The following is a 22,221-nucleotide window of genomic DNA, read 5'->3' on the forward strand; positions in this document are numbered from 1 at the left end:
TTATATCAAGAACTAGTTAGAGACGGCCGCGTGACGGGCCAGGAAGAGAATGTACTCGGGATGGGCACCTGGATGACTCTTCTCGGTTATACAGAATTCTATGCTGACGGCATTCTTAGTGCGCTATTCGAGAAGGCGTCCCGTGAGGTTGACGTTGGAATACAGTACCTCCTTAAGAAAGAAGCAAACAAGGCATACAATACGTGGCTTGCCAGGAAGGAAGCCTTAGCCGGGGTTTTTGGCGTCAGGATTACTGAACTTTCATCTTGGGCGAGACTAGACGCAGCCATATGGGTTAGAAATGGTATCGCTCACGGTTCTGGAGGACTCACCCGCATGCAAAAAGCGCAAGAGGCCGGAAAGGCGATCCTGGTCGGAGTTCCGCTGAACGAAGGCAGATTGGTTCTAAGTGCGATGTCAGTGGCTACCTGCGCTGACGTGTGTTGCGAGTTCGTTGAGGAACTTGATCTTGCGACGCGCAAAGAACTTTCTCAAAGCTGATGATTGTGCATCTCAACTGACTGACATTCGATGGAGTCGCTCGTGGCGCTCCCATGCCTCGCACCTCGACCGGGCCGCCTGCTCGCGCACCTGACCAACGTCACTAGCACCGCATCCGCACATGCCGCCATGAGTTAGGTTGACCTACCGGCCAAAGCGTGCTGCTACGAAGCGGCCACAGATGGATGCGCCGCGGTGGCACCCACCCGGTACTCGACGAGACTCTAGGGAAGTAGGTCAGCATGGGTGGGGTTGTCCGCGTTCGCAGAGAGAACAGCCCGTGGGCCAACCGAGGGCGCAAGTTTCGGATTCTCATCGATGGCATTGAGGTAGGGCGGATCGGCAACCGGGAGACGATTGAATGGCCTGTGCCCGCCGGTGACATTTCAATCGGGGCCCGCATCGACTGGGTTGGCTCCCCGACTCTGCAGGCGGAGGTCGAGGAGGGTGACGTGGTCTCGTTCACCGTCGGGAACGGTGACCCGTTGGCGCTCATCGGACGCACGGACCGCTACCTCACTTTGAAGCAGGGTTAACTGTCGATCGCGACTGCTGCCTCTTTGGTGCGACCCCCGTCCTTGACGTGATCGGTAACAGGCACATCGCAGTCCTGGCGCCGATCCTGCCGCTCAAATTCCAGAGAGTGGCCGAGAGTAGGCCGCTGGGGCGCCGCCCCTGCGCACTCATCTAACGCCGAACGCGCGGGACGCGCGACCCCCTGCCGCGCAGGAGAGTGTGTCCAGCAGGGCGCGCCGGCGACCACAGTTGGGTTACAGTGCGGCCATCGCTAGTGAGTCTTGGAGGAATTGTGGCGCAAGGTCCGAACTACGTTGTTCTGCAGGTCGTTCTAAAGGAGAAGCTCCTGGGAACCGGCTCGGGCAACCTCACCGAGCTGGAAAAGGCCATCAACCAGCAGGCGGCGAAAGGCTACCGACTTCACACCATCAGCACGGCGTCCTCCGGCAGCAAGGGCTTCGGGGGTGGTGACCGAGTCCAGGCCACCATGGTGTTCGAGGCGATCTGAGCCACTCGACTGGGCACGACGATAGACCTCCGTAATTGCCGCACGTCGCTCGTGCGGTGAGGGTATCTCGGTCTGCCGGAACCGTGCCCGGGTGGCGTGGGAGGCGTGGCGGTCAGAGCGAACATAAGATGCCGACCGAGCCTGTTGCGCCGAGCGGCTCCGGCGACGTGATCGCAGAGGAGATCCGCCCAACGGTCTACGATTCGCGAAGACCAGGAGGGACAGACGAGCATGGGCTACAGCAGCGAGTTGGAGATCAAGCGGGAGCTGGGCATCGAGACCTGGCGGGAGCTGTCGAAGGACAAGTTGCTGCGCTTCGTCGCCATGATGCCGGACATGGACACGGAGGTGGCGCTGAAGGTCGTTGAACAGTTTCCGAGCTTCAAGGACTTCGCAGTAGAGGTCGTAGGCGCTGTGGAGACCGCATACGAGTCCACCCTGAAGACGAACGAACGGAGCGGCGACCACGTCCACGATGCGTACGGGGACATCCGAACGATCCTGAAGGCAGAACTAGATAAGGGGGAGCTGCCCTGGGAGCAGCGGCGCTGGCTCGTGGAGCAGATCCAAGAGACCGGCCGCCAGCAGTTCATCAAGGACAGCGAGAACAAGCGCTTCTTGGACAGCGTGCTCGGCAAGGTCGTCATGGGCGCTGGCGGCATCGTGGTGCTCGGCTTGGCCGCCTTGGGAGGGCGGGTGCTGGAGCAACGCGGCACTGGTGGTCCCTCTTAACGCTCGCGCAGAGTAGCCGCGGATGGCTCGCCGGTTCAGCCAGGCGTGGTGGTTTGGACAGGCACCCCCCTGAATCCGGCCAGCCGACAAAGTGTCCGCGCGAGTTGATGTGGACACGGACTAACTGGTTCGGGATCCCAGCTTGCTTTCCGAAGCACCGGCTCACGCGAAGGGGTCGTTATTGCTGGTCAGAAGATGCCGCGGTGATGCCGGCCAGGCCGGGGCACGGTTCCTTATCCGTTCTCGACTACTCGCAAGTGACCTTGGCGACCGGTGGTGCGACCGCCCAACCGGCCGTCGACCGCCAGCGGCGTCAGGCCCATCATGTAGGCCTGGACTTCGGCAGGGTGCAGACCCAGATCGGCTGCGATCGTCCCTAGGCCGCTCTGACTGGCGCGTAACTGCTGCATGACCTTAGTGAGCAGCATCGACGATTCGTGTGCAATGCCATGTGGCTCACCACGACGGTAGCCAAGGCGCGACAGGTCGATGCAGAGACTGCGGTATGCCCACTCCGTCATCAGCCCCAGTTCGTTCGCGCGGTGTGCCATAGCCATCGCGGCGACTCTCCAACGCTTCTTGGCTTCGAGGACCTGGGGCGCCGTGGCGTTGGTAAGTCCTTGCGCGAGCACACCAGCCCTCGGCATCAAGAACGCCGCGGCGAATCTGTTCGCCTCAGCCTCCGCGTCGGGTCCGTTGGGGATCTTGTCTTCACCGTGAAGGACCAGGTGCCCTAACTCGTGAGCAGCGTTGAACCGACGCCGCTCCCCCGACTTCTCTCGACTGAGCAGGATGAACGGCTGGCCGTGCCAGTTCACGCAGTACGCATCTAGGTCATTCGTGTCATTGGTTAGCGAGAAGACCCGGATGCCATGGGCCTCCAGAAGGTGAACCATGTTGCCAATGGGCTGCTCCCCCAGCCCCCAGCGGGCTCGAACCTCCTGCGCCGCCAGCTCAGGATCTCGCCCAGTCAAGGTGGGGACGTCGGGCTCAGGGAGCGCGAACCTCTGCTCGATCCACTCGTTGATGAGAATGGCGATGCGTCCGGAGCTCAGTCCGCGATCACGGGTGCGTGCCGTCATTTTGCTTAGAGCTCGAAAACTGACTGACTCGACCGGGATCTCGTCCAGATCGTCGGCGGTCAAGAACGCCTCCTCGACGCCAAGCGCTTCCGCCAGGGTCGCCAGGGTCTGGGGTGTTGGGTCCTGGTGCTGATTTTCGTAAGCCGACAGACTCACTCGGCTCAGGCCAGTCTCGCCTGCCAGCTTCGTCAAGGTCCAGCCTCGGCGCTTTCGGGCGGCCGCCAATCGCGTTGGGTTTAACACGGACTCTGTTCCTACTTGGCTAACGCAGCGCGACTTCGACGTTGTAAGCGTCGCCATCGTCGGACGGGGGCTCTTCGATCGCCATAGTCAGGGGCGGGTCTTGGCGCGAGACTTGCGGAAGGAGGATTCGCTCTTCCCAGTCGACTATGACCCCCTTCTCGATCGACGTCGGTAGCGACAGTTCGGCGTAGATAGTCTCGTCGGTCACCCGCTGGAGGAGGAACCAGACGTTCTCCAGGTCTGCCGGGTCGAGCGCGCGAAGCGCGTAAGCGTCACCGAGGTCGAGCACGCCCTGGTCTGCGTTCTGCTTGACCGCCAGAGCTGTCAGGTCGCCCTTGGGGTACTTTGTCGATGGCTTCATGCCCGGCACATGGACACCGGTGAACTCGTCGCCCGAACTGGTCACGATCGAGAACGAACCGCTGGGGTGGATCGTTCGGCAGAAGTTCTTCGCGTTGTCTGGCTTCCAGCCCAGAGGCACTAGTTCCTCGCGCACGTAGCGCACGGTCTTGCCGTATCTGGTTGTCCCCTCCGCAGTGGGCGGCTCAAGACCGGTTGTCATCTTGGCCTCGGCATCGGCGCGCAGAAGCGCCCGTACGAGCAGGTCTGCACTGAGACCGAGTTGCTGGAGGCGGCCCTCGGCGACGTGGTCGATCGCGACTGCAGTCATGGCAATGGCTCCTTGCGGTGAGGTTGCTTGACGAAACCTTACCTCATGCGAGGTCGGAAATCGTCAAGCCAAGGAGCGCGGGTTGCGTCACGTGTCTCGCAGCCTCGGCGAGTGGACATGTGACGCGGCCGGCTGAGACTCTTTTCGCGCTGACACAGAACCACCGGGCCGCCACGCAGGCGTGAAGCGGTCGGCGAGCAACCGGCACAGCGCGTGTTGCCCAACTCGGTGGTGACGCGCTCATTTGCCGCTGGTCGCGAGGCACAAGGCCCTCCTCCCCCGCCGCCCCACGAGCTGGTCATGGCAGCCGAGGGGGAGGAACACGACCAAGCCGGATATGCAGTCTTTCGGCCGGTTGAGGAGGCTTCTTGCGTGGGCTTCCCGGCAGGAGTTGGGTCCACGACGGATTATGGACCGCAACAGGACGACGTCCGGTGACGGGGCAACTGCCGTCCGCTCGCCGGCCGGTGGAGGATGCTGACATGGACGATGAGAACCAGCCCGTGCTGCAGCTCCGTGTCGTTGTCGAGGCCGAGGACTTCGACGCCGCGGTGCGCTTCTACCGCGACTTGCTCGGCCTGCCCGAGCGGATCGCCTACGCCCAGGGCGCCGACGACCGGGTGTCGATCCTCGAGGCAGGCCGAGCCACGCTGGAGATCGCCTCCCCCGGCCACAAGAAGGCCATCGACGAGATCGAGGCCGACGGTCAAGAGAGCCAGCGCATCCGCCTGGCCTTCGAGGTCACCGACTCCAAGGGGATGACCCGTCGCCTGGAGTCCGCGGGAGCACGCGTCGTCGCCGAGCCGGTGCTGACGCCGTGGCAGTCGCTGAACTCCCGGCTCGACGCGCCCGGCGACCTCCAGATCACACTGTTCCAGGAGACGATGCCGGAAGAGCAGCTGCCGCAGCTCGAGGGCTTCGCAACCGACGCCGAGCGCCATTGACCCGTCGCGCAGCACGCCGAGTGTCCACCACGAAGCAGTGGCCCAGGCGCAGCGACTCCAGGGCAATCATCCAATGGCTCGAGCATGATTCCGGTGGCCCAGTGCCAAAGCCGACGCCAGCACCCGCCACGCCCAAATGCACAACCCGACCTCAGGGACGCACCACATCGACTCACCCTCCCGACCAGCCGTGCCGAACACGCACCACGCAGACCGACCGGCCTGAGCATGACCCAGACCATCCCTGAGGCTGACCGAGACCGACCCTGAGTCTGACCGAAACCGCCCCGCTCATGTCCCACACACCTCTGGCATTGCCGGTCCAAGCGAGCATTATCGCGCCAGATGTCACATGAGCAGGGTGGTCTGCGGATTCGTAGTCCGGGCTCGAGTCCCTGCATGGTGCGCCGACCAGGGACGCAGTCCATGGTGTAACGTCAGAAGCAACAATATGACTTCTACGGCAACGGCGATTGGCGGTCCTGATGGTCGACGTGCCCGGCTCGGCAGGACTGCTCCTCGTCGCTGGGATCGCTCATCTGAACGAGGAGAGCGCCGTCTTCGAGGCCATGCTGACCGGGTGGGGACGTCAGCAGCAGTCCCGGCTTCTGGGGAGCAAGACGGTCACCGACCGAGCGCGACTGGTGCGCCGGTTTACCGAGTTCGCCGACTCCTACCCGTGGGCGTGGGGACCGGGTGACGTGGAGGACTTCACCGTCTCCTTGGCCAGCGGACCCGGTGCCCGAGCACCCTCCACGATCCGCGGGTACCACCTGGCCTTACGGATGTTCTGCGACTACGTCACCGACGCCCGTTACGGCTGGCTGAAGGAGTGCCGCGACCGGTTTGCCGCCGTGCCCTCCCAGGTCTGCCACGAGTGGAACACGGTGGCACACCTGAACGAGTACGAGGGCCGCCCGGCACGGCGCCCGCTGACGTACGGAGAGCTGCAGGATCTCTTCGACCACCTGGACGGCCAGGTGGAACGGGCCGCGTCCTCGGGCCGCAAGGGTGCCCTGAGCGCGTTGCGGGACGCGCAGATCTTCAAGACGGCCTACGCGTTCGGGCTGCGTCGTAACGAGCTGTGCCGCCTGGACGTGGCCGACCTGCGACCCAACCCGCACGTGCCCCGTTGGGGCACCTACGGCTCGGTCCACGTCCGGTACGGCAAGGCCGTCCGCGGTGGTGTCCCGCGCCGCCGCACCGTCCTGGCGGTGCCGGAGTTCGACTGGGCCATCGAGGGCATGCGCCAGTGGGTGGAGCAGGCACGGCCGTTGTTCAAGGCACCCGGCCAGCCGGCCCTGTGGGTGACCGAGCGGCTCTCGAGGGTCTCGCTGCGCCACCTGGACGCCCGCTTCGCCGACGTGCGCGAGCAGGTAGGCCTTGACCCTGCGCTGTCGCTGCACTGCCTGCGCCACTCCTACGTGACCCACTTGATCGAGTTCGGCTACCCCGAACGCTTCGTCCAGGAGCAGGTCGGGCACGCCTACGCATCGACCACCGCGATCTACGCCTCGGTCAGCAACGACTTCAAGGACAAGACGCTGAAGGCCGCACTGGCCCGCGTCTACGCACCCACCGATCAGGAGGACCCGTCATGACCGTCCGCACCGCCATGGGATGGCACCTGCGCCAGGTGATGGCCACCCACGGCATGTACCAGACCTCCGACCTCGTCCCGCTGCTGGCCGAACGCGGCGTGCACCTGTCCCGCGAGCACGTGTATCGACTGGTGGCCCGCACTCCGCAACGGCTGAACATGGAGGTCCTGGCCGCCCTGTGCGACATCCTGGACTGCGAACCCAACGACCTGTTGGTCCCCACCGTCGTCGAGGACCAGACCACCAAGACAGGGACCGGGGACAGCGGTCCGGGGATCGGTGACCTGCGCCCGATCCGGGCCCGGGTCCGCCGCCCGCCCGAGGACGGATGAGCCCACGGGCGCGGCTGCCGCGCCAGGACTGCGCACACTGTGGCCGACACGAACGCTGCACCCGGATCGTCCTGGAGCAACCGGTCTGCCAGCGCTGCACCCTACGCTTCGCCCGGACCGCCCAGGCCTGCCCCGGCTGCGCGAACATCAGGGTGCTGGCGTTCTACGACGGCGACCGCCGGCCGTCGTGCGCGACCTGCACCGGCAACGAGGCCGTCTACGCCTGCACCGACTGCGGGCGGGAAGACTCCCCGTGGGGCAGGCTGTGCGGGCACTGCGCCCTGAAGGAGAAGGCCACAGCGCTGCTGTCCGGCCCCGACGGTGGCATCCACCCCCAGCTCCGGCCGGTGCACGAGGCCCTGGTCTGCGGACCACGGCCACAGACCACCCTCTACTGGTTCACCCGCTCCACCGGCCCGTCCGTCCTGGCCGCGATGGCCCGCGGCGACATCGAGATCTCCCACGCCACCTTCGAGGCCATGCCCGCGGACAAGACCCACAACTACCTGCGCGACCTCCTCGCCGCCCTCGGGGTCCTGCCGCCCTTCCACGCCGAACTCGAGCGCGTCACCCCATGGCTGAACCAGCTCCTGAGCACGCTTCCGGACGAACACGCAGAAGTGCTCAACCGGTTCGCCCGCTGGCAGGTCCTGCGGCGACTGCGCCGCGAGGAACAGCGCGGGACCTTGACCCACGGAGCGATCTCGGCCGCCCGTGCCACCATCGTCGTCACCGCCCGTTTTCTGGGGTGGCTGACCGAACACCGCATGGACCTGGCTGACCTCACCCAGGACGACCTGGACCGGTACGCCGAGCAGCACCGTGCCCGCGTCACCGCGCTGCGACCGTTTCTGACCTGGTGCGAGGCCACCGACCTGGGCCGGGAACTGTCCCCGCCCAAACGGCCCGACCTGCAACCGGCCGTCACCCTCCCCGACGAGGACAGGTGGAGGCACGTCCAGCTGCTCCTGCACGACGACACGATCCGCCTCTACACCCGCATCGCTGGCCTCTTCGTCCTGCTCTACGCCCAACCCCTGGCCCGCGTGTGCCGCATGCGCGTCGACCAGATCACCGTCACCGCCGCCGGCATCACCCGGGCCACGTTCGACACCTACCCCATCGAGCTGCCCGACCCCCTCGACCATCTCGTGCGCACCCACCTCACTCGCCGCGGGCAGGCCTCCTACGCCAGCCGCCCCGACACCTGGCTCTTCCCCGGCGGCATACCCGGCAAGCACCTGGTCACCGAGAACATCCGCAGCCAGCTCGTCGCCCGCGGCATCCAACCCCTGGCCGCCCGCAACGCTGCCATGTTCCAGCTCGCCTCGACCATGCCCACTCCGATCCTGGCCGAGATCCTCGGTCTCTCGCCCACGACCGCGACCCGCTGGGCCGCCCTCGCCGCACGGGACTGGAGCACCTACACCGCACTACGAGACCGAGCCCTGCAGCAGTAAGTAACGTCGAACTCAAGAACGCTGGTTGCCTCCTGCAGCGGAACCTCGACCACCGGGGAGAGGGTGCCGTGCCTGCGTCAGTGACGAAGATCCTCCTCGTCGCTGGCGAAGGCCAAACTTTCCTCGATCACGGAGAGCACCTGCTCTAGCTCCTGCTCGTTCCGCGGCCCGTAGATCATGAACTCGGTGTCGAAGTCCGCGTACTGGTGCGGCTCGGCCCACCCCAGCTGCACCAGTTCCGCGCCCCGAGCGGTAGGCAACGTGAGATGGACACTGGTGTCCTCGACGCCGTGAAGGTGCACCGGCTCAAGGCGCCTACCGGGTGCCAGTGAGGTCTGCGGATCGCGCTCTTGTGCCATACCCACAAGGAAGACCGCCCTCGATGAGGCTGGTGAGACCTGGCTGATGCCCTCTTCGACGTTCTCCCGCCCGAAGACGCGCGCTACCAACTGGCCCCACAGAGCCGCAGGGGCCCTCTGGTCGAGTTGACGGTGGGGTCCCTCGTCAGAGGTGGCGGGTCGCAATCCTGCTCTCTGTTCACTCAGCACGCCGCGAGTCTACCCAGACGGCGCCCAGCCTGAGGTTGCGGATAGGACCGGAGTGGCGAATCCAGCCCTATATGTGCCAAGTGGAATATCGCCGTCCACCAGTATGGTATATCGTTGGCACGAAATAATGTCCCCTCAGCAGCGACCCCCTCGGCGATCGGGCCAGGTGCCGACTCTCCCGCTCGGACGCCGTCAGCTCGACGCCGACCACGGCCGGTTGCTGGCCGCGGTCGAGCGCGGCGAACCCCCGTTCACGAGGGTGAGATGGACAACGCGAGCCTCGCCTTCCGCCCTTGAGCGAGTCACGCCATATTGGGGCGACATGACCCGACGGGCGCGATGGTCGCCGCGGCTGAGTCCATTTTCCGGGGAGGTGGTGGGATGGTTCGCCTGATCGAGCGACGTCGGGCCGGGCGGGACGATACCCCCTGAACGATGCAAGATCGGCCCCGCCGAGGCGGCGACCTGGCGGCAGCTACCTGCGCCGTTCGCGGCGGTGCAGCCTGTCGCTGCGGGCCCGGTAGGCCGTCAGTACCCGGGACAGCGAGGACTCAATCTCTGCGAGGTCCGTCAGATCCATGCGGTTGCTGCCCAGTGCCCACTCCAGTCGGTTCAGCACCATGACCCACTCGCGAGCAGACCGGGGTGATTGCACCACCGGCACCCCCACCCGACGCTCCTCGACGACCTTCTCGACCCTGACGACCTCCACGACGCGGTCGACGACCTCGACAGCCGCAAGCCCCGCGTCGGCGGCACGACGTTGCTCCCAAGCGCGGTGTCGGCAGGAACTGGAGCACCACTTCGGCACCCGCCCCCGAGGCGGGATAGGGACCTGTGCGCGACACCATCCGCAGACAACCTTCTGCCCCGGCTCGCGGGACATGGAGGGTGCGTCCCTACCACTAGGGACCTTGCTCGGCTCGATCTCCATGAGAGCCTCCGATGGCTCGCTTCTTGTCACCCTGATTCGTGCCAACGATATACTCAACCCCGTCGGTGCAAGATGTGTGATGGTGTTGAGCGCAGCGAAGCAGGGGTAGGACGTCGTGGGTTGAACGCGTCGGTCGACGGAACACCCTCGGGAGACATGGGCCCGGTACAGGTCGTGTTTTGCATGCAGGACCGCGACGACGGGGCGCGAACGGAACTGGCTGCCCCGATCTCCGTTGACCACGCAGCCGGCGACGGTGTCACGGCCGCGGCGGGCGGTGGCCATCTCGAGTGCGTCGACAGCCAGGGCCGAGGGCATCCGCTCGGCGATGGAGTAGCCCACGATCCGGCGTGGCCAGACGTCCTTCACCGCGCATACCAAACTGGCCCTACGCCCACTCGCCAACCACTGGGTCGGCGTCCCGCACGGCTGCACTCGCTACCGCATCTTCAACGACGAGAACACCGCCTGGCAACAGCACCTCAACAGTTGGTGAGGCAGCAGACGCGGGCGCGTGCTCGGCGGGCTCGGGCGAAGGTGCGCCAGGAGCAGGCGAAGCAGGGAGCGGCGGTTGTCGAAGTGGAGCGCGAGGTGGTGGCCGTGGCTTCAACTGAGCGGGACGCGGTGGTGCGTGACTGTGAGCAGGTGGGCAGGGCGGGCGCTGCGTTCCTTAATCGAGGAGGAGGGGCTGAGCACGCAGGAAACGTTGGCGTGGTGCGGGGATGACAAGCTGACGGCCGCGGGAGGTGCGACAGGCTGATCCGGCTGTCGGTGACGACGACGGCGGTGGCGATGGTGAGGAGGACAAGGGCGAGGACTCGCACCCGCGGCGACAAACCGCGGATTCAACCGCGGCAGGCCGCTGAGGCTTGGCGTTCCAGGGCACCGATGCTGGCATCATCGGCCCATGAATGAGCGTGATCGGTTAGCGGACAGTCTCAGTTGGCATGACCGGGCCGTCGCGAACATGGCCGACACCTGGCTCGACGGCCCGCAGGACGATGACGCGTACCGGATTCCAAAAGCACGTCGGGTTAGCGGCCCAAGGTTCTCCCGTGTCTATACCATGCTCGACGGTGCCACGCTCTCCGCACGCGCTGGGTTCAACGGTGGGACGTTCTCCGGTTTGGTCGGCTAAAGAAGGTAGCCTGCTCAAGACGAACTACGTTTGCCTGGGCCATCTTCTCTAGCGACGTTCGATCTGACGGTGCAAAGTTTTTGAAAAGCGCCACGTTCCGCCCTGCAACGTTCGCCGGCTCCACGTCATTCAGCGAAGTCACGTTTGGCGGGGACGCTCGAGTGTGTGGACTTGAAGACGCCAGGCCCAGCGACGATGCGCAGGTCACGAGGGACGGTGAACCGTTCCGCGGGTGGCCTCCGGTTACCGGCGCTGTGGAACGGCCGTGACTGACTCGGTCATCGCTCCAGCCACATCACCGAGAGGCGAGCCGCGCTGCATTATCAGGCACGATAGTTGATAGGAATGTGACGGATAACCCAATTCGGCGATAGGAGAGGCGTTCGTGGATTCGACCGACAACATTACTGCCCTAGTTGGTGTGCTGACTGCGGTGACCACCACGGCCCTGGCATTGTGGACAGCGTCTAGGACTGTCGGGCCGGTGGTCCGCCTGCGGCGCGATGAAGCGCAGTGGCGACAGATCGCTGACGCCACGCAGGCAGTGCGCAGCCCATCGTGCGCGCCCTGCACGAGCGGGCTGCCGCGGAGCTCATTGCCCATCAGGTCGAGCCCAAGGCCACTCCAGGTTCGCGAGCCGTGCTGATCCTCGGGTTGCTGCTGGTGATCGCGGCGGGGGTTCTTGGGGCCACCCTTCTCGGCGACCTGGGTTCACCCCGGGAGGTGACAGCAGCGCTGCTGCTTGCCGTGCTGGTGTTAGGTGGCTGGGCGTTCTTCTACCTCACACTGGATGAGCTGACGCAGGAGATTGACGCGCGCAACCTCGCGATGGGCGCGGTCCTTGACGGCACTTTCAGCTCCCCACTGCAGGTACGACAGGTCGCACGTGTCGACTGTGGGTGGCTGTCCTATCTCTCGGCGTGGCTGTTGTCGGATTCGGCTTCAGCGGAGCCTTCTGGGGAGTGGGCTGGGTATTCGCGGGGGCGGGCCAGCTGTACGCGGTAATCGCGCTGGTGTCGTTGGGCGTCTGCCTGATCGGGATGGCCTTGACTTTGAGGTCTCTGAGGACACTCGTGACGCCACGGCCGGAGTTTCTCGCCACCCTAAGGCGCCCGACCGACGCGAAGAACCTTGACCAAGGGAACGGGCCGCAGCCAGAAGAATTCTACTCCTGCTCGAGACGGCCCGGAGGAGTCGGAACAACCGAACAGGCCCGGAAAATCGACTGGCAACGGGCGAGGAGCGTCCAGGAGTAACGCTCGACCGCAGGGCCGATGACTTCCTCGAACTCCGACGACTCAGGGGCGCAGCAGTCGCACCCTCGCCCGCGCTGCCACCGACCATTGACGCCCGTCCTACAGCGGAGACATCCCAAGTTCTGGTTCTGTCAAGCGGCGGTTCGCCGCGCTCGAACCTGCGCTGTCCCTGGGTCCCAATCTCCTTCTCCGATCGAGGCAACAAGCTGCACCGGAGGCGGCCCACCTGAACCCCTAACCGGTCTGGGCGGGCGACTGTCAAACAGGTCCGGTCATGCATCGGCTCGACAACTACGGGAAACTATCGCTGCCAAGCAGAGGCCGGGCGCCCAGAAGTCAGAGGTCGTAGCCCGGGGACAAGGTGAACCGCAAGCAGCAGTGCACTGACCCGTTAAGGCGCGGAGTTAGGCTCCCGACGCAAGAACGGCATGACCACAGCGGGCAGTCCGAACTCACCGGGCAGGCGATGCAGTGCCGTTCGGAAATATGGGTACGCCATGAACAGCACGTTCTGCTGTATGAAATATTCGATCGACTCATCGGAGGGGACGGCGTCGCCTTCCAGCTCGATCTCGACCATGTGGGCAACCTCTAGGTAGCCAACCAGCACCGGCTCCTCTTCCTCCGCTTCAGGCAACACGTATTCGGCCCTGTTGGCGAACCGCACCAAGATGACCCCTTCGGCCGCCTCAACGTGGTACCACGGGGGAGTCGTCGTTAGACGCACATCCACGTCGGCGGGGGGTGTGCGCCGCAGCTCCCCATCGATACGCTGAACAAGCACGTCCCGAATGCGCGTTCGCGGAACGAGATCTTCCATTTCGGCAATGCTATCAGTGCCAGGCTCGGCTGCCTTAGACATAGTCCCTCGAACGCCAAGCGGCCGGGGATGGCGTCCAATCGAATGGGTCGCGCAAAGAGCACTTGCCTACGCTTAAGTCTTCCTGCGCGAATCCGAAGATGACCGTGCTCATGATTGACGTACGCGGCGCCAGCAGGGCTACGCGCGCCCCGCGTGCGGTCTGCGACCCCACCTGCTGCCAGTCTCGGTCAAGGAAGTCCCGAACATTGGCCAAACACGCGTCGATGTGGGCGATAGTTAGATGGTCCGGAAGGTTTTCGTCCATGGCGAGTCCGTAGACCTTCTCGAGCCACGGCACAACCTCGGCCCAATCCCAGATCTTCACAGCCCCGGACGGCGGGCCGCCCACAGTGTCAACTGGCGCAGGAAACGCGTCGTCGCCCTTGCGGTGGGTCCACTTACGGATGGCCTCTCGTGACAAGCCCACACGTGCTGCGACGTCGCTCATCGTTACGAAGTCACGGTGGACTCGAGTAATTTTGGCGTCGGGGAGTCGATTCTTGATCTCGTTCGCGGCCTCGACAACATGTCCCACCACGTCGCCACCTGGTACAAAGATGGTCACGGTGACTTGGCCATCGACCGAGGCCCACGAGTAGTCGGGGAAGTAACGTGCGATCAGATCGTTAGTCGCTTCACTGTGAAGGTCCACCCCAGTGACCCGAAGTCGCACAGCTGTCGTCATGACGTCTCCTCCCATCTGCACGGCGATCCGCACATCCTAGACCCGAACGGTTGACACATGACAACCGACCCTGCTAACTGTCGCACACTGTGCCGCGTTCCTCTAGGGGCGCCCAGTCAGATCAGGTAACGATCCGGGCACGGAGCGCGTCTGTGCGGCGCCTCAGCGCGTTGGCCTGATCGCGCAGCTCCCGGACGCGGTCGGTGGGCAAGTGCTTGGTCCGCAGATCTCGCCTCGCATCATCGACTCTCTCATCTGCGAGCGCAACGGCGAGGGGCGCCTCGATGGGCTCTACCGCAGCCTCGACGAAGGCAGCCGCAGCCTCGGCCTCAAGTGCGTCGCGCGCATCAATCAGGCGTCCTGCCTCATCCCAGGTCGCCTCATCCATCTCGCCGTCGTTGAGGAGCTCGTCGGCCCCGGCCAGGAGCTCGAACGCCTTGTCCGTCTCGTCCCGCTCGTACAGGGCCTCCGCCGCTGTGATCAACCGCTCCGCTTGATTCAACTTCAGTTCCGCTCCGGCCAGCACCCCCGGCGGACCTGTGTAGTGCGGGCATCGGTCAACCAACTTTTTCGTGTCCTTCGCGACCGTCTCCCCGCCCGTCCCCGTTGCGTAAATGGGCTTGAAGCACTCGCGGGTCGGGCAGAAGATGGTCCCCCAATGACCTCCAGACTCGAGAGACCATCCGTGGGTCTGGGCGTACCGCAGGGTCTCCCTCCAGTGAGGCTTCGGGTGCTCGGGCCACACGTCATCCGACGAGAAGCGTTCCACGGCGCACCTCCTCCCAACGCTGACCCTCAGCGGCACCGACCGATTCTCTCAGAGCCGGTCCGCTTCTGTGCCTACCGTTGCAAACCTCAGCGTGGCGCCCCTCGGGCGGCACACGTGCTCTTTGGTCAAGGTGAATCCGACTCTCGGAGTCGAGAGGGGAGCAGACGACACGCGCAGAAGATTTCGAGGATGGCGGGTGCTTGGGAGTATGGCGCCGTCAGGCCCGCGGGCCAAGGGGGGGACAGCGCTAGGCCACGCCGACGGGTCCACCGTCGCCCCTGTCGTGCCCTCTGCGCGACCAGATCGGCTGCGGCGCGTTCATAGTTCGGGCTGGCGGGCGAGGTCGGACAGCTTGGCGGCGATCTCGGCGTCGCGGCCCTGGGCGGCGTGCTGGTAGCGCAGTGCGGCAGCGACAGTCGAATGTCCGAGGCGAGCCTGCAGCTCGGCGAGGGTGGCTCCGGTCATCGCGGCCATGGTGGCGCCAGTGTGCCGCAGGTCGTGGATCCTGAGGTCCTCGCGGCCGGCAGCGGCTCGTGCCTTGCGCCAGGCCGTGTGCAGCACCGTCGGCTGCAGATGACGCTGGTTGTCGCGCATGGAAGGAAAAAGCAGCGCATTCGCTTCGGACCGGACGTGCTTTTCCAGGTGCTGCTCCAGGGCGGGGACGATGTGCGGCGGCACGCTCACCTCTCGAGTCCCGGCGGCCGACTTCGGTGTGCCGACGATCGGCTGGCCCTTCACCCATGTCACCGCCCGGGTGACCTTGACGACACCACGGTTCAGGTCGAGGTCGCGCCGGCGCAGCTCAAGCACCTCCCCCACCCGGAGTGCGCACCAGGCGCAGAGTAGGACAACGGCACCGAGCTGGTCCGGCATCTTCTTCACGAGCACGTCCAGTTCGGGAAGCGTCGCCGGGTGGATCTCCTTCTTGGTCGGGGGGTTGGACGCGGACCGCACCCGGCAGGGGTTGCTGGCGAGGAGCTCGTCGGTGACGGCGGTGCTGAGGATGGCTCGAAGCAGCGCGTAGGCGCGGGCGTTGACCGTCGGGTGCTTCGGTGACAGTCCGGCCCACCACCGACGCACGAGAGCCGGCGTGAGGTCGGGGACGAGAAGCTCACCGAACGCCGGCTCCAGGTATCGCCGCAGCAGATGCTGGTAGCCCTCCCGGGTCCGCGGTTTGAGGGACCGGTCGGCCAGCCACTGCCGGGCGTACTCGTCGAAGGTGGGCGGCGCCAGCCGCTTTGCAATCTCGGCCCGACGCATGGGGGCGACCCAGTCGTCACGGTTGGCCAGCGCCCACTCCTGGCCCAGCCAGGCCTCGGCGTCACCCTTCGAGGAGAAGGTGTGCGGCGCGGTATGCCGCTGCAGGTCTGGCCCGGTGTAGCTCGCCTGCCACCGCTTGCTCGGCAGCCGGCGCAGTGCCCCGAAGCCTCGTCTCGTCGCCATCGGCCACCCCATCTCGTGCAACAGCGTGCAACATACGTGCAACAAGAGTGGGGCTTTGTGCTCACTTCTGTCAACGCGTGACCACGGCCGCGAACGCGGTGGATCCGGCATACTTGCAGGTCAGCGGCCTACAATGCCTGGTCAGAACGAGAGCTGGCGAAGGGACTCGAACCCTCAACCACCTGTTTACAAGACAGGTGCGCTACCAATTGCGCCACGCCAGCGGAACCGACCGCAGGGCCGGCGACTGCGATGCTACCTGCGCCGAGGCTGAGGCCCGGCATCCGCAACAGGAGCGGGTGCCGGGCCTCAGGCGCACGATCGGAGAGGGTCAGCCGACCTTGCTGACGATCCCGCTGTAGACGAAGCCGTTGCGGTCGGCCAGCTTGATCCAGCCGTTGCTCTGCGGCGTGCCACGCAGCTGCGTGCCGTGGCCGGCGCCGCCGATCACCGAGTGGTTGGTGCCCGGGCCGGAGCGGATGTTGGCGCCGCCGGGAGCGGAGACCCGGTAGGTGGAGGCCTCGCCGGGCGGGGCCGGGGACGGCGGCGGCGTGGGGGACCCGACGGGGGCGAGCGTGGTCAGGCTGATCCAGCCACGGCCGTCGGAGAGCTTGACCCAGCCGTTGCTGGCCGCGCCGGTGACCTGGGTGCCGCGGGCCGCGCCACCGACGACGCGATGGTTCAGGCCCGGGCCGGAGCGGATGTTGGCGCCGACGCTCGCGGACACCTGCCAGGTGCCGGTCTCCCCCGGCGGCGGGGTCGGGTCGGACGGCGGCGGGGTCGGCGGCGCCGGCGGCGGGGTCGGTGTCCCCGGGTTGCTGGTGGTCAGCGTGGTCAGGCTGACCCAGCCGCGGCCGTCAGAGATCCTGACCCAGCCGTTGCTGGCGGTGCCGACGACCTGGGTGCCGCGGGCGGCGCTGCCGACGACGGCGAAGTGGGTGCCGGGCCCGGAGCGGATGTTCGCACCGGCACCGGCGGACACCCACCAGGTGCCCGTCTCACCCGGCGGCGGGGTCGGCGGCGCCGGGTCCTCGGTGCCCGGGTAGGGCTGGCTGCCGTTCTGCAGCGTCAGTCCGGCGCGCACCGAGCACACCGGCCAGGCGCCCGGGCCCTGCACCTGCAGGACCCGCTGGGCGACCTGGATCTGCTGCAGCTTGGTGGCCTGGTGGGCGTAGGCCGCGAACTCCTGGCCGCCGAAGCCGACCCAGGTGGGCTGGTAGAACTGCAGGCCCCCGTAGTAGCCGTTTCCGGTGTTGATGTGCCAGTTGCCAGTGGACTCACACTGGGCGACGCGGTCCCACACATTGTGGTTGTGGGCCGAGGCGGCAGGGGCGGTCAGGCCCACGGTGGCGAGGGAGGCAGCGCTGGCCAGGCCGAGATAGCCTGCCCGGCGGACGACGGAACGGGCGCGGGTCGCAGGGGCGCGATGTTGAGCGGGGCGGGCCATGGAGGTCCTTCCGGCGAAGATGTGTGATGCGTGAGGCGTCTGGGACTGACGCCCGCACCAAACTAGGCCATCACCGCCGCTGCGGGGAAGCGAATGTGACCAGGGTCACGTCGCGCCTTCCCCCAGATCATCACTTGGGTGCGCTATCGGCGGTATACCGTGCCCGCCTCGGCGGTGCCATGGGCACCGGTGGTCAGGGCAGGGTGAAGGGGACCAGGTCGAGCAGTGTGGTGCCCGGAGGGAGCGGCCACCAGGAGACGCGGTCACCACCCTGGTAGGCAGCGAACCCCAGCACGGCGGCACCGACCAGGCACCCCACCACCAGGACGACCGTGGCCGCACCCTCGGGGACGGTGGCGCGGACCGTGGTGCGCGATCCGCGGCGCAGTGAGGTGCTGGCCAGGCCCCACCAGCTCAGCCCACCACCGACGAGTGCCCCGACGGCCATCGACAGGGGCTGCTCCGGCCCGACGCCGGCGAGCAGCTCCGTGCTCGTCACCAACCCGGAGAAGACGAGCGCGACGACCGCAGCCATGGCCACCGGCAGCAGGAGCGAGAACGCGGTGGACACCGTGGCCACCACCAGGTGGACCGGGGAGGCCAGCACGGTGACCGGCACGTCGGTCGCTCGCTTGCCTGCCCGGTGGCGGCGCAGGACCAGCCCGGTCACGGTGCGGTCCACGGTGCGGGCGCCCACGGCCCACAGGGCATATAACCCCCACGCCACCAGCGGGACCACGGCGGCCAGCCCGACGAAGGCCGCAAGCATCGCCGTCAACGTCCCGGTCCGGGCCCGCCGCCCGATGCGCGGGTCGAGCTCAGGCTGCTCCGGGCCGTAGGGATCCTCCGCAAAGCCGTAGGGATCCTCGGCATACCCGTCGTGATACCCCTCGTGTCCGGCCGGGCCATAGTGCTCCGGCCGTGGTGCGGGTTCGCGCCAGCCGGGGCCGGGGTCCTGTGCCCGGGATTCCTCCTCGTACGGCCGCGACACCGGGGTCCTCCGGGTCCGGGCGACGGTCCGCTGCGGCGCGACTTGGGTCGGGTCGGTCAGCTCGTGCAGGTGGGTCTGGTCCGCACCGGCCCCCCACTCGGGATCCGGGGGGAGGACCGGCAACGCCCCGGTCACGTCCTCGTGCCGGGCATACCGCTCCAGGCCATCCAGCACCTGGTCCTCCGTGGGGCGCCGGGCCGGGTCCGGGTCCAGGGCCGCGGCGAGCAGGGGACGCAACCCCGGGTCGACACCGTCCAGCTGCAGCCGCCCGCGGGACACGCGGTCCAGGACAACGGTGATCGGCCCCCGACCGAAGGGCGGGTGGCCCGAGGCGGCATACGCCAAGGTGGCCGCCCAGCCCCACCAGTCGGTAGCCCGGCTGACCGCTCCCCCCTCGGCGATCTCCGGCGACAGGTAGCCCGGGGTGCCCATGACCAGCCCCGTCGAGGTCAGCCGCACGTCGTCGGCGAGCTGGGCGATGCCGAAGTCGATGACGACCGGCTCCCGCGCCCCGGGCTCCCCCACGAGCAGCACATTGCCGGGCTTGAGGTCGCGGTGCACGATCCCCACCTCGTGGATCGCGTGCAGCGCGCTGGCCAGCCCCCGGGCCACACCCAGCAGCTCCTCGCCGTGCAGCGGGCCCTCCTCGTCCACCACTGCGTCCAGGGGCGGGCCGGGCACGAAGTCGGTGACGATGTAGGGCGCGGGCCCGTCCACGTCGGCGTCGAGGACTGCCGCGACCTGTGGGTGATGCACCCGGGCCAGCGTGTGCACCTCCCGGCGCAACCGCTCACGAGCCCCCTCGTCGTGGGCGATGTGCGGCCGCAGCACCTTGATCGCGACCTCGCGGCCGGGGTGGCGCCGGTCCGCGGCCCGCCAGACCACTCCCATGCCTCCCTCACCGACTCGCTCGAGCAGTTCATAGCGGCCCAGCCGGCGCGGCACCACGACCGACACCGGCTCGGTGGGGTGCTGGGTGGGTTGCTCGGTGGGGCGCTCCCTGGCGTACTCAGCGGCCGCGCGCCCGTCCGCGGCGTACTGCCCCTCCCCCGGCTCACCCGTCCCCGGCATGGGCACCGGCCGGGTCCCGCCCACTGCCGGGCGGGAGGATCGGGGCAGCTCGGTGGTCACGGGCTCCACGGTATGCGCTCTCCATGAGTCGGGGGTGAGAAGGTGACGGGCGAGCCGTCACCCGGAGCGGCCTACCTCTAGGGTGGGCAAGGCAGATTCGCTCCAGAGCCTGACGAACGAAGGGGTCAGATGGTTCCCGCATCCAGCAGCTCGGGTTTCGACTTCGTCGTCGCCGCCAACCGGCTGCCGGTCGACCGGCACGTGCACCCCGACGGCAGCGTCGAGTGGCGCACCAGCCCCGGTGGCCTGGTCACCGCCATGGAGTCGGTCATGCAGGATCGCGAGGCCGCCTGGGTCGGGTGGGCGGGCTTCGCCGGTGAGGCGCCGGAGCCGTTCGACGACGGTGCGCTGCGGCTGTGCCCGGTGCCCCTGTCGACGGAGGAGGTCGCCGACTACTACGAGGGCTTCTCCAACGACACCCTGTGGCCGATCTACCACGACGTCATCGTCCCGCCCACCTTCCACCGCTCCTGGTGGCACGCCTACCGACGGGTCAACGAGCGCTTCGCCGAGGCCGTCGCAGAGGTCGCAGCCGAGGGCGCAACCGTGTGGGTCCATGACTACCAGCTGCAGCTGGTGCCGGCGCTGCTGCGCGACCGGCGTCCGGACCTGCGCATCGGCTGGTTCAACCACATCCCCTTCCCTCCCGTGGAGCTGTTCTCCCAGTTGCCCTGGCGCGCCGCCATCCTGCGCGGCCTGCTGGGGGCCGACTTCCTGGGCTTCCAGCGCGCCGATGACGCCCGCAACTTCATGCGCGCCTGCCGCTCCGTGCTGCGCGCCACCGCCAAGGGCGACGTCGTGACCTGGGCGGGCGCGGACGACGCACAGCTGGGTGCCGCACCCCGACGGGTCCGGGCAGCCGCGGTGCCGATCTCCATCGACGCCCAGGGCCTGCGCGAGCTGGCCGGGAGCCCCGAGGTCCAGGACCGGGTCACCGAGATCCGCGCCTCGCTGGGCAACCCCAAGGTGGTCCTGCTCGGCGTGGACCGGCTCGACTACACCAAGGGCATCCGGCACCGGCTGCGCGCCATCGGTGAGCTGCTGGAGGACGGGGAGATCGCCCCGCCGGACGTCGTCTTCGTCCAGATCGCGACCCCCAGCCGCGAACGGGTCGAAGCCTACCGGCTGCTGCGCGAGGAGATCGAGGGCACGGTCGGCCGCATCAACGGCGACTTCTCCCACCTGGGCGACACCGCGGTCCACTACCTGCACCAGTCCTTCGGCCGCGAGGAGATCGCCGCCTTCTTCCAGGTGGCCGACGTCATGCTGGTCACTCCCCTGCGCGACGGGATGAACCTGGTCGCCAAGGAATACGTCACCGCCCGGCACGACGGCGGCGGCGCGCTGGTGCTCTCGGAGTTCACCGGGGCCGCCATGGAGCTGCGCCAGGCCTACATGTGCAACCCGCACGACATTGCCGGGCTCAAGGAGACCATCCTGCGCGCGATCCGCGACAACCCGGCCGCCAAGCGTCGGCGGATGTCCGCGCTGCGCCGCAGGGTGCACAACCACGACGTCCAGACCTGGGCCGGGGAGTTCCTCTCCGCCCTCGCCGCCGCACCCGACCGCCCCGCCAAGAGCTCGTCCCGCCTCCAGGAGTCCTGATGCCCCTCTCCCCCGATCTGCTCGCCGCCGTGGAGGCCTTCGCCGGCCGTCCGACGCTGCTGGTCGCCACCGACTTCGACGGAGCCCTGGCCCCGCTGGTGCCGGACCCCAGCGACTCCCGCCCGGTCGAGGGGGGTATGGAGCGCCTCACCGAGCTCGCCGCCCTGCCCGGGGTGACGGTCTCCCTGGTGAGCGGACGTGCGCTGCGCGACCTCGCCGTGCTCTCCGGCGCGACGCCGGAGATGGTGCTGCTCGGCTCGCACGGCGCGGAAGACTCCCGGCACCGCGAAGGGCTCGCGCTCACCGAGGCGCAGCAGGCGTTGCTGGCCGCGCTCGATGACGAGCTGGCCACCCTGGTCGAGGACCACCCCGGCGCCTGGGTCGAGCACAAGCCCGCCGGCCGGGTGGTGCACACCCGCCGGATGGACCCCGTGGCCGGACCCGCCGCCCTGGACGCGGCGTCCGCCCTGGGGGCACGGCATACCGCGCTGGTGGCCACCCCCGGCAAGGAGGTCGTCGAGCTCGCCGTCGCCCACGTCGGCAAGGGCGCGGCGCTGCTCGGGCTGGCCGAGGACCTCGGGGTGGACGCCGTCTTCTACGCCGGGGACGACGTCACCGACGAGCACGGTTTCGCCGCGCTGGCCGCCAACGACCGCGAGGAGCGGGCCGCCCGCCGGCTGACCGTCCGGGTCGGCGACGGCGAGACCGCCGCGCAGCACCGGGTCGCCGACGAGCACGAGCTGGTGGAGGTCTTCCAGGCGCTGCTGGACGCCCGCCGTTGAGCGGGCCCGCGCCGGCGGTTACCCGCGCCGGCGGTTGCCCG

At 67.5% G+C, this 22,221-nt stretch carries 20 protein-coding genes, 1 tRNA gene and 1 pseudogene; 11 read left to right on the forward strand and 11 right to left on the reverse strand.

What is annotated here, in order from left to right; all coding sequences use genetic code 11:
• Window positions 1-30 precede the first annotated feature (30 nt).
• From FY030_RS13015 to FY030_RS13025, 3 genes are all read left to right on the forward strand, one after another.
• Window positions 31-501: a hypothetical protein gene (locus FY030_RS13015; protein WP_158061875.1), complete on the forward strand. Its 471-nt coding sequence runs from the start codon at window positions 31-33 to the stop codon at window positions 499-501.
• Between the two features lie 808 nt (window positions 502-1,309).
• Window positions 1,310-1,525 carry a DUF4177 domain-containing protein gene (locus tag FY030_RS13020; protein WP_158061876.1) on the forward strand — a complete coding sequence of 72 codons (216 nt, stop codon included), beginning with the start codon at window positions 1,310-1,312 and terminating at the stop codon, window positions 1,523-1,525.
• Window positions 1,526-1,756: 231 nt separating this feature from the next.
• Complete coding sequence (locus tag FY030_RS13025; protein WP_158061879.1) at window positions 1,757-2,257, forward strand: hypothetical protein; 501 nt, start codon at window positions 1,757-1,759, stop codon at window positions 2,255-2,257.
• Window positions 2,258-2,490: 233 nt separating this feature from the next.
• Here FY030_RS13025 and FY030_RS13030 read toward each other — a convergent pair whose 3' ends face one another.
• On the reverse strand, window positions 2,491-3,639 hold the full coding sequence (locus FY030_RS13030) for a helix-turn-helix domain-containing protein (RefSeq protein WP_272950517.1): 1,149 nt from the start codon (window positions 3,637-3,639) through the stop codon (window positions 2,491-2,493).
• Window positions 3,602-4,252 carry a hypothetical protein gene (locus FY030_RS13035; protein ID WP_158061881.1) on the reverse strand — a complete coding sequence of 217 codons (651 nt, stop codon included), beginning with the start codon at window positions 4,250-4,252 and terminating at the stop codon, window positions 3,602-3,604. Before FY030_RS13035 ends, FY030_RS13030 begins: the two co-directional genes overlap by 38 nt.
• A gap of 482 nt (window positions 4,253-4,734) precedes the next feature.
• On the opposite strand from FY030_RS13035, the gene FY030_RS13040 reads away from it, so the two are divergent.
• From FY030_RS13040 to FY030_RS13055, 4 genes are all read left to right on the forward strand, one after another.
• Window positions 4,735-5,196, forward strand: a complete 462-nt coding sequence (locus FY030_RS13040) for a VOC family protein (protein ID WP_158061882.1) — start codon at window positions 4,735-4,737, stop codon at window positions 5,194-5,196.
• 485 nt (window positions 5,197-5,681) lie between these two features.
• Entirely contained in the window at window positions 5,682-6,797 is a 1,116-nt protein-coding gene (locus FY030_RS13045) for a tyrosine-type recombinase/integrase (RefSeq protein WP_158061884.1), read from the forward strand.
• Window positions 6,794-7,129: a helix-turn-helix domain-containing protein gene (locus FY030_RS13050; RefSeq protein ID WP_158061886.1), complete on the forward strand. Its 336-nt coding sequence runs from the start codon at window positions 6,794-6,796 to the stop codon at window positions 7,127-7,129. The genes FY030_RS13045 and FY030_RS13050 overlap by 4 nt, the downstream gene beginning before the upstream one ends.
• The gene (locus tag FY030_RS13055; RefSeq protein ID WP_238348323.1) at window positions 7,126-8,589 is read left to right on the forward strand and encodes a hypothetical protein; all 1,464 of its coding nucleotides are present in this window, start codon (window positions 7,126-7,128) and stop codon (window positions 8,587-8,589) included. Before FY030_RS13050 ends, FY030_RS13055 begins: the two co-directional genes overlap by 4 nt.
• A gap of 77 nt (window positions 8,590-8,666) precedes the next feature.
• Here FY030_RS13055 and FY030_RS13060 read toward each other — a convergent pair whose 3' ends face one another.
• Together FY030_RS13060 and FY030_RS16930 are read right to left on the reverse strand one after the other, a co-directional pair.
• Window positions 8,667-8,948, reverse strand: a complete 282-nt coding sequence (locus FY030_RS13060) for a luciferase domain-containing protein (RefSeq protein WP_238348329.1) — start codon at window positions 8,946-8,948, stop codon at window positions 8,667-8,669.
• Window positions 8,949-10,239: 1,291 nt separating this feature from the next.
• A pseudogene (locus tag FY030_RS16930) lies at window positions 10,240-10,449 on the reverse strand (IS3-like element ISAar45 family transposase); the annotation flags it as partial.
• 801 nt (window positions 10,450-11,250) lie between these two features.
• Here FY030_RS16930 and FY030_RS17370 point away from each other — a divergent pair.
• Both FY030_RS17370 and FY030_RS13070 read left to right on the forward strand, forming a co-directional pair.
• Window positions 11,251-11,478 (forward strand): pentapeptide repeat-containing protein, encoded by a 228-nt coding sequence (locus FY030_RS17370; protein ID WP_420371886.1) that lies wholly within the window; start codon window positions 11,251-11,253, stop codon window positions 11,476-11,478.
• A gap of 289 nt (window positions 11,479-11,767) precedes the next feature.
• Complete coding sequence (locus FY030_RS13070; protein ID WP_158061890.1) at window positions 11,768-12,214, forward strand: hypothetical protein; 447 nt, start codon at window positions 11,768-11,770, stop codon at window positions 12,212-12,214.
• A 642-nt stretch (window positions 12,215-12,856) separates the two neighbouring features.
• Here FY030_RS13070 and FY030_RS13075 read toward each other — a convergent pair.
• From FY030_RS13075 to FY030_RS13105, 7 genes are all read right to left on the reverse strand, one after another.
• Window positions 12,857-13,285: a hypothetical protein gene (locus FY030_RS13075; protein WP_158061892.1), complete on the reverse strand. Its 429-nt coding sequence runs from the start codon at window positions 13,283-13,285 to the stop codon at window positions 12,857-12,859.
• Window positions 13,286-13,319: 34 nt separating this feature from the next.
• Complete coding sequence (locus FY030_RS13080; RefSeq protein WP_158061893.1) at window positions 13,320-14,012, reverse strand: helix-turn-helix transcriptional regulator; 693 nt, start codon at window positions 14,010-14,012, stop codon at window positions 13,320-13,322.
• 121 nt (window positions 14,013-14,133) lie between these two features.
• Window positions 14,134-14,817, reverse strand: coding sequence for a hypothetical protein (locus FY030_RS13085; protein ID WP_158061894.1), 684 nt, complete (start codon window positions 14,815-14,817; stop codon window positions 14,134-14,136).
• A 282-nt stretch (window positions 14,818-15,099) separates the two neighbouring features.
• Window positions 15,100-16,224 (reverse strand): tyrosine-type recombinase/integrase, encoded by a 1,125-nt coding sequence (locus tag FY030_RS13090; RefSeq protein WP_238348335.1) that lies wholly within the window; start codon window positions 16,222-16,224, stop codon window positions 15,100-15,102.
• Window positions 16,225-16,375: 151 nt separating this feature from the next.
• Window positions 16,376-16,448 (reverse strand) — tRNA-Thr (locus FY030_RS13095).
• Between the two features lie 107 nt (window positions 16,449-16,555).
• On the reverse strand, window positions 16,556-17,671 hold the full coding sequence (locus FY030_RS13100) for a transglycosylase family protein (RefSeq protein WP_158061897.1): 1,116 nt from the start codon (window positions 17,669-17,671) through the stop codon (window positions 16,556-16,558).
• A gap of 193 nt (window positions 17,672-17,864) precedes the next feature.
• The gene (locus FY030_RS13105; RefSeq protein WP_158061899.1) at window positions 17,865-19,793 is read right to left on the reverse strand and encodes a serine/threonine-protein kinase; all 1,929 of its coding nucleotides are present in this window, start codon (window positions 19,791-19,793) and stop codon (window positions 17,865-17,867) included.
• Between the two features lie 129 nt (window positions 19,794-19,922).
• On the opposite strand from FY030_RS13105, the gene FY030_RS13110 reads away from it, so the two are divergent.
• Together FY030_RS13110 and otsB are read left to right on the forward strand one after the other, a co-directional pair.
• Window positions 19,923-21,398, forward strand: a complete 1,476-nt coding sequence (locus FY030_RS13110; RefSeq protein ID WP_158061900.1) for an alpha,alpha-trehalose-phosphate synthase (UDP-forming) — start codon at window positions 19,923-19,925, stop codon at window positions 21,396-21,398.
• A complete protein-coding gene (otsB, locus tag FY030_RS13115) occupies window positions 21,398-22,180 on the forward strand; it encodes a trehalose-phosphatase (protein ID WP_158061902.1) in 783 nt (260 codons plus the stop codon). The genes FY030_RS13110 and otsB overlap by 1 nt, the downstream gene beginning before the upstream one ends.
• The last annotated feature ends 41 nt before the right edge of the window (window positions 22,181-22,221 follow it).

Source organism: Ornithinimicrobium pratense (assembly GCF_008843165.1).
GTDB lineage: Bacteria > Actinomycetota > Actinomycetes > Actinomycetales > Dermatophilaceae > Ornithinicoccus > Ornithinicoccus pratensis.

Coding starts and splice junctions, on each gene's coding strand:
- FY030_RS13035 (WP_158061881.1), bottom strand. CDS start 4,252: ATGACTGCAGTCGCGATCGACCACGTCGCCGAGGGCCGCCTCCAGCAA.
- FY030_RS13080 (WP_158061893.1), bottom strand. CDS start 14,012: ATGACGACAGCTGTGCGACTTCGGGTCACTGGGGTGGACCTTCACAGT.
- FY030_RS13090 (WP_238348335.1), bottom strand. CDS start 16,224: ATGGCGACGAGACGAGGCTTCGGGGCACTGCGCCGGCTGCCGAGCAAG.
- FY030_RS13040 (WP_158061882.1), top strand. CDS start 4,735: ATGGACGATGAGAACCAGCCCGTGCTGCAGCTCCGTGTCGTTGTCGAG.
- FY030_RS13060 (WP_238348329.1), bottom strand. CDS start 8,948: ATGGCACAAGAGCGCGATCCGCAGACCTCACTGGCACCCGGTAGGCGC.
- FY030_RS13100 (WP_158061897.1), bottom strand. CDS start 17,671: ATGGCCCGCCCCGCTCAACATCGCGCCCCTGCGACCCGCGCCCGTTCC.
- FY030_RS13050 (WP_158061886.1), top strand. CDS start 6,794: ATGACCGTCCGCACCGCCATGGGATGGCACCTGCGCCAGGTGATGGCC.
- FY030_RS13030 (WP_272950517.1), bottom strand. CDS start 3,639: ATGGCGACGCTTACAACGTCGAAGTCGCGCTGCGTTAGCCAAGTAGGA.
- FY030_RS13045 (WP_158061884.1), top strand. CDS start 5,682: ATGGTCGACGTGCCCGGCTCGGCAGGACTGCTCCTCGTCGCTGGGATC.
- otsB (WP_158061902.1), top strand. CDS start 21,398: ATGCCCCTCTCCCCCGATCTGCTCGCCGCCGTGGAGGCCTTCGCCGGC.
- FY030_RS13075 (WP_158061892.1), bottom strand. CDS start 13,285: ATGGAAGATCTCGTTCCGCGAACGCGCATTCGGGACGTGCTTGTTCAG.
- FY030_RS13055 (WP_238348323.1), top strand. CDS start 7,126: ATGAGCCCACGGGCGCGGCTGCCGCGCCAGGACTGCGCACACTGTGGC.
- FY030_RS13110 (WP_158061900.1), top strand. CDS start 19,923: ATGGTTCCCGCATCCAGCAGCTCGGGTTTCGACTTCGTCGTCGCCGCC.
- FY030_RS13025 (WP_158061879.1), top strand. CDS start 1,757: ATGGGCTACAGCAGCGAGTTGGAGATCAAGCGGGAGCTGGGCATCGAG.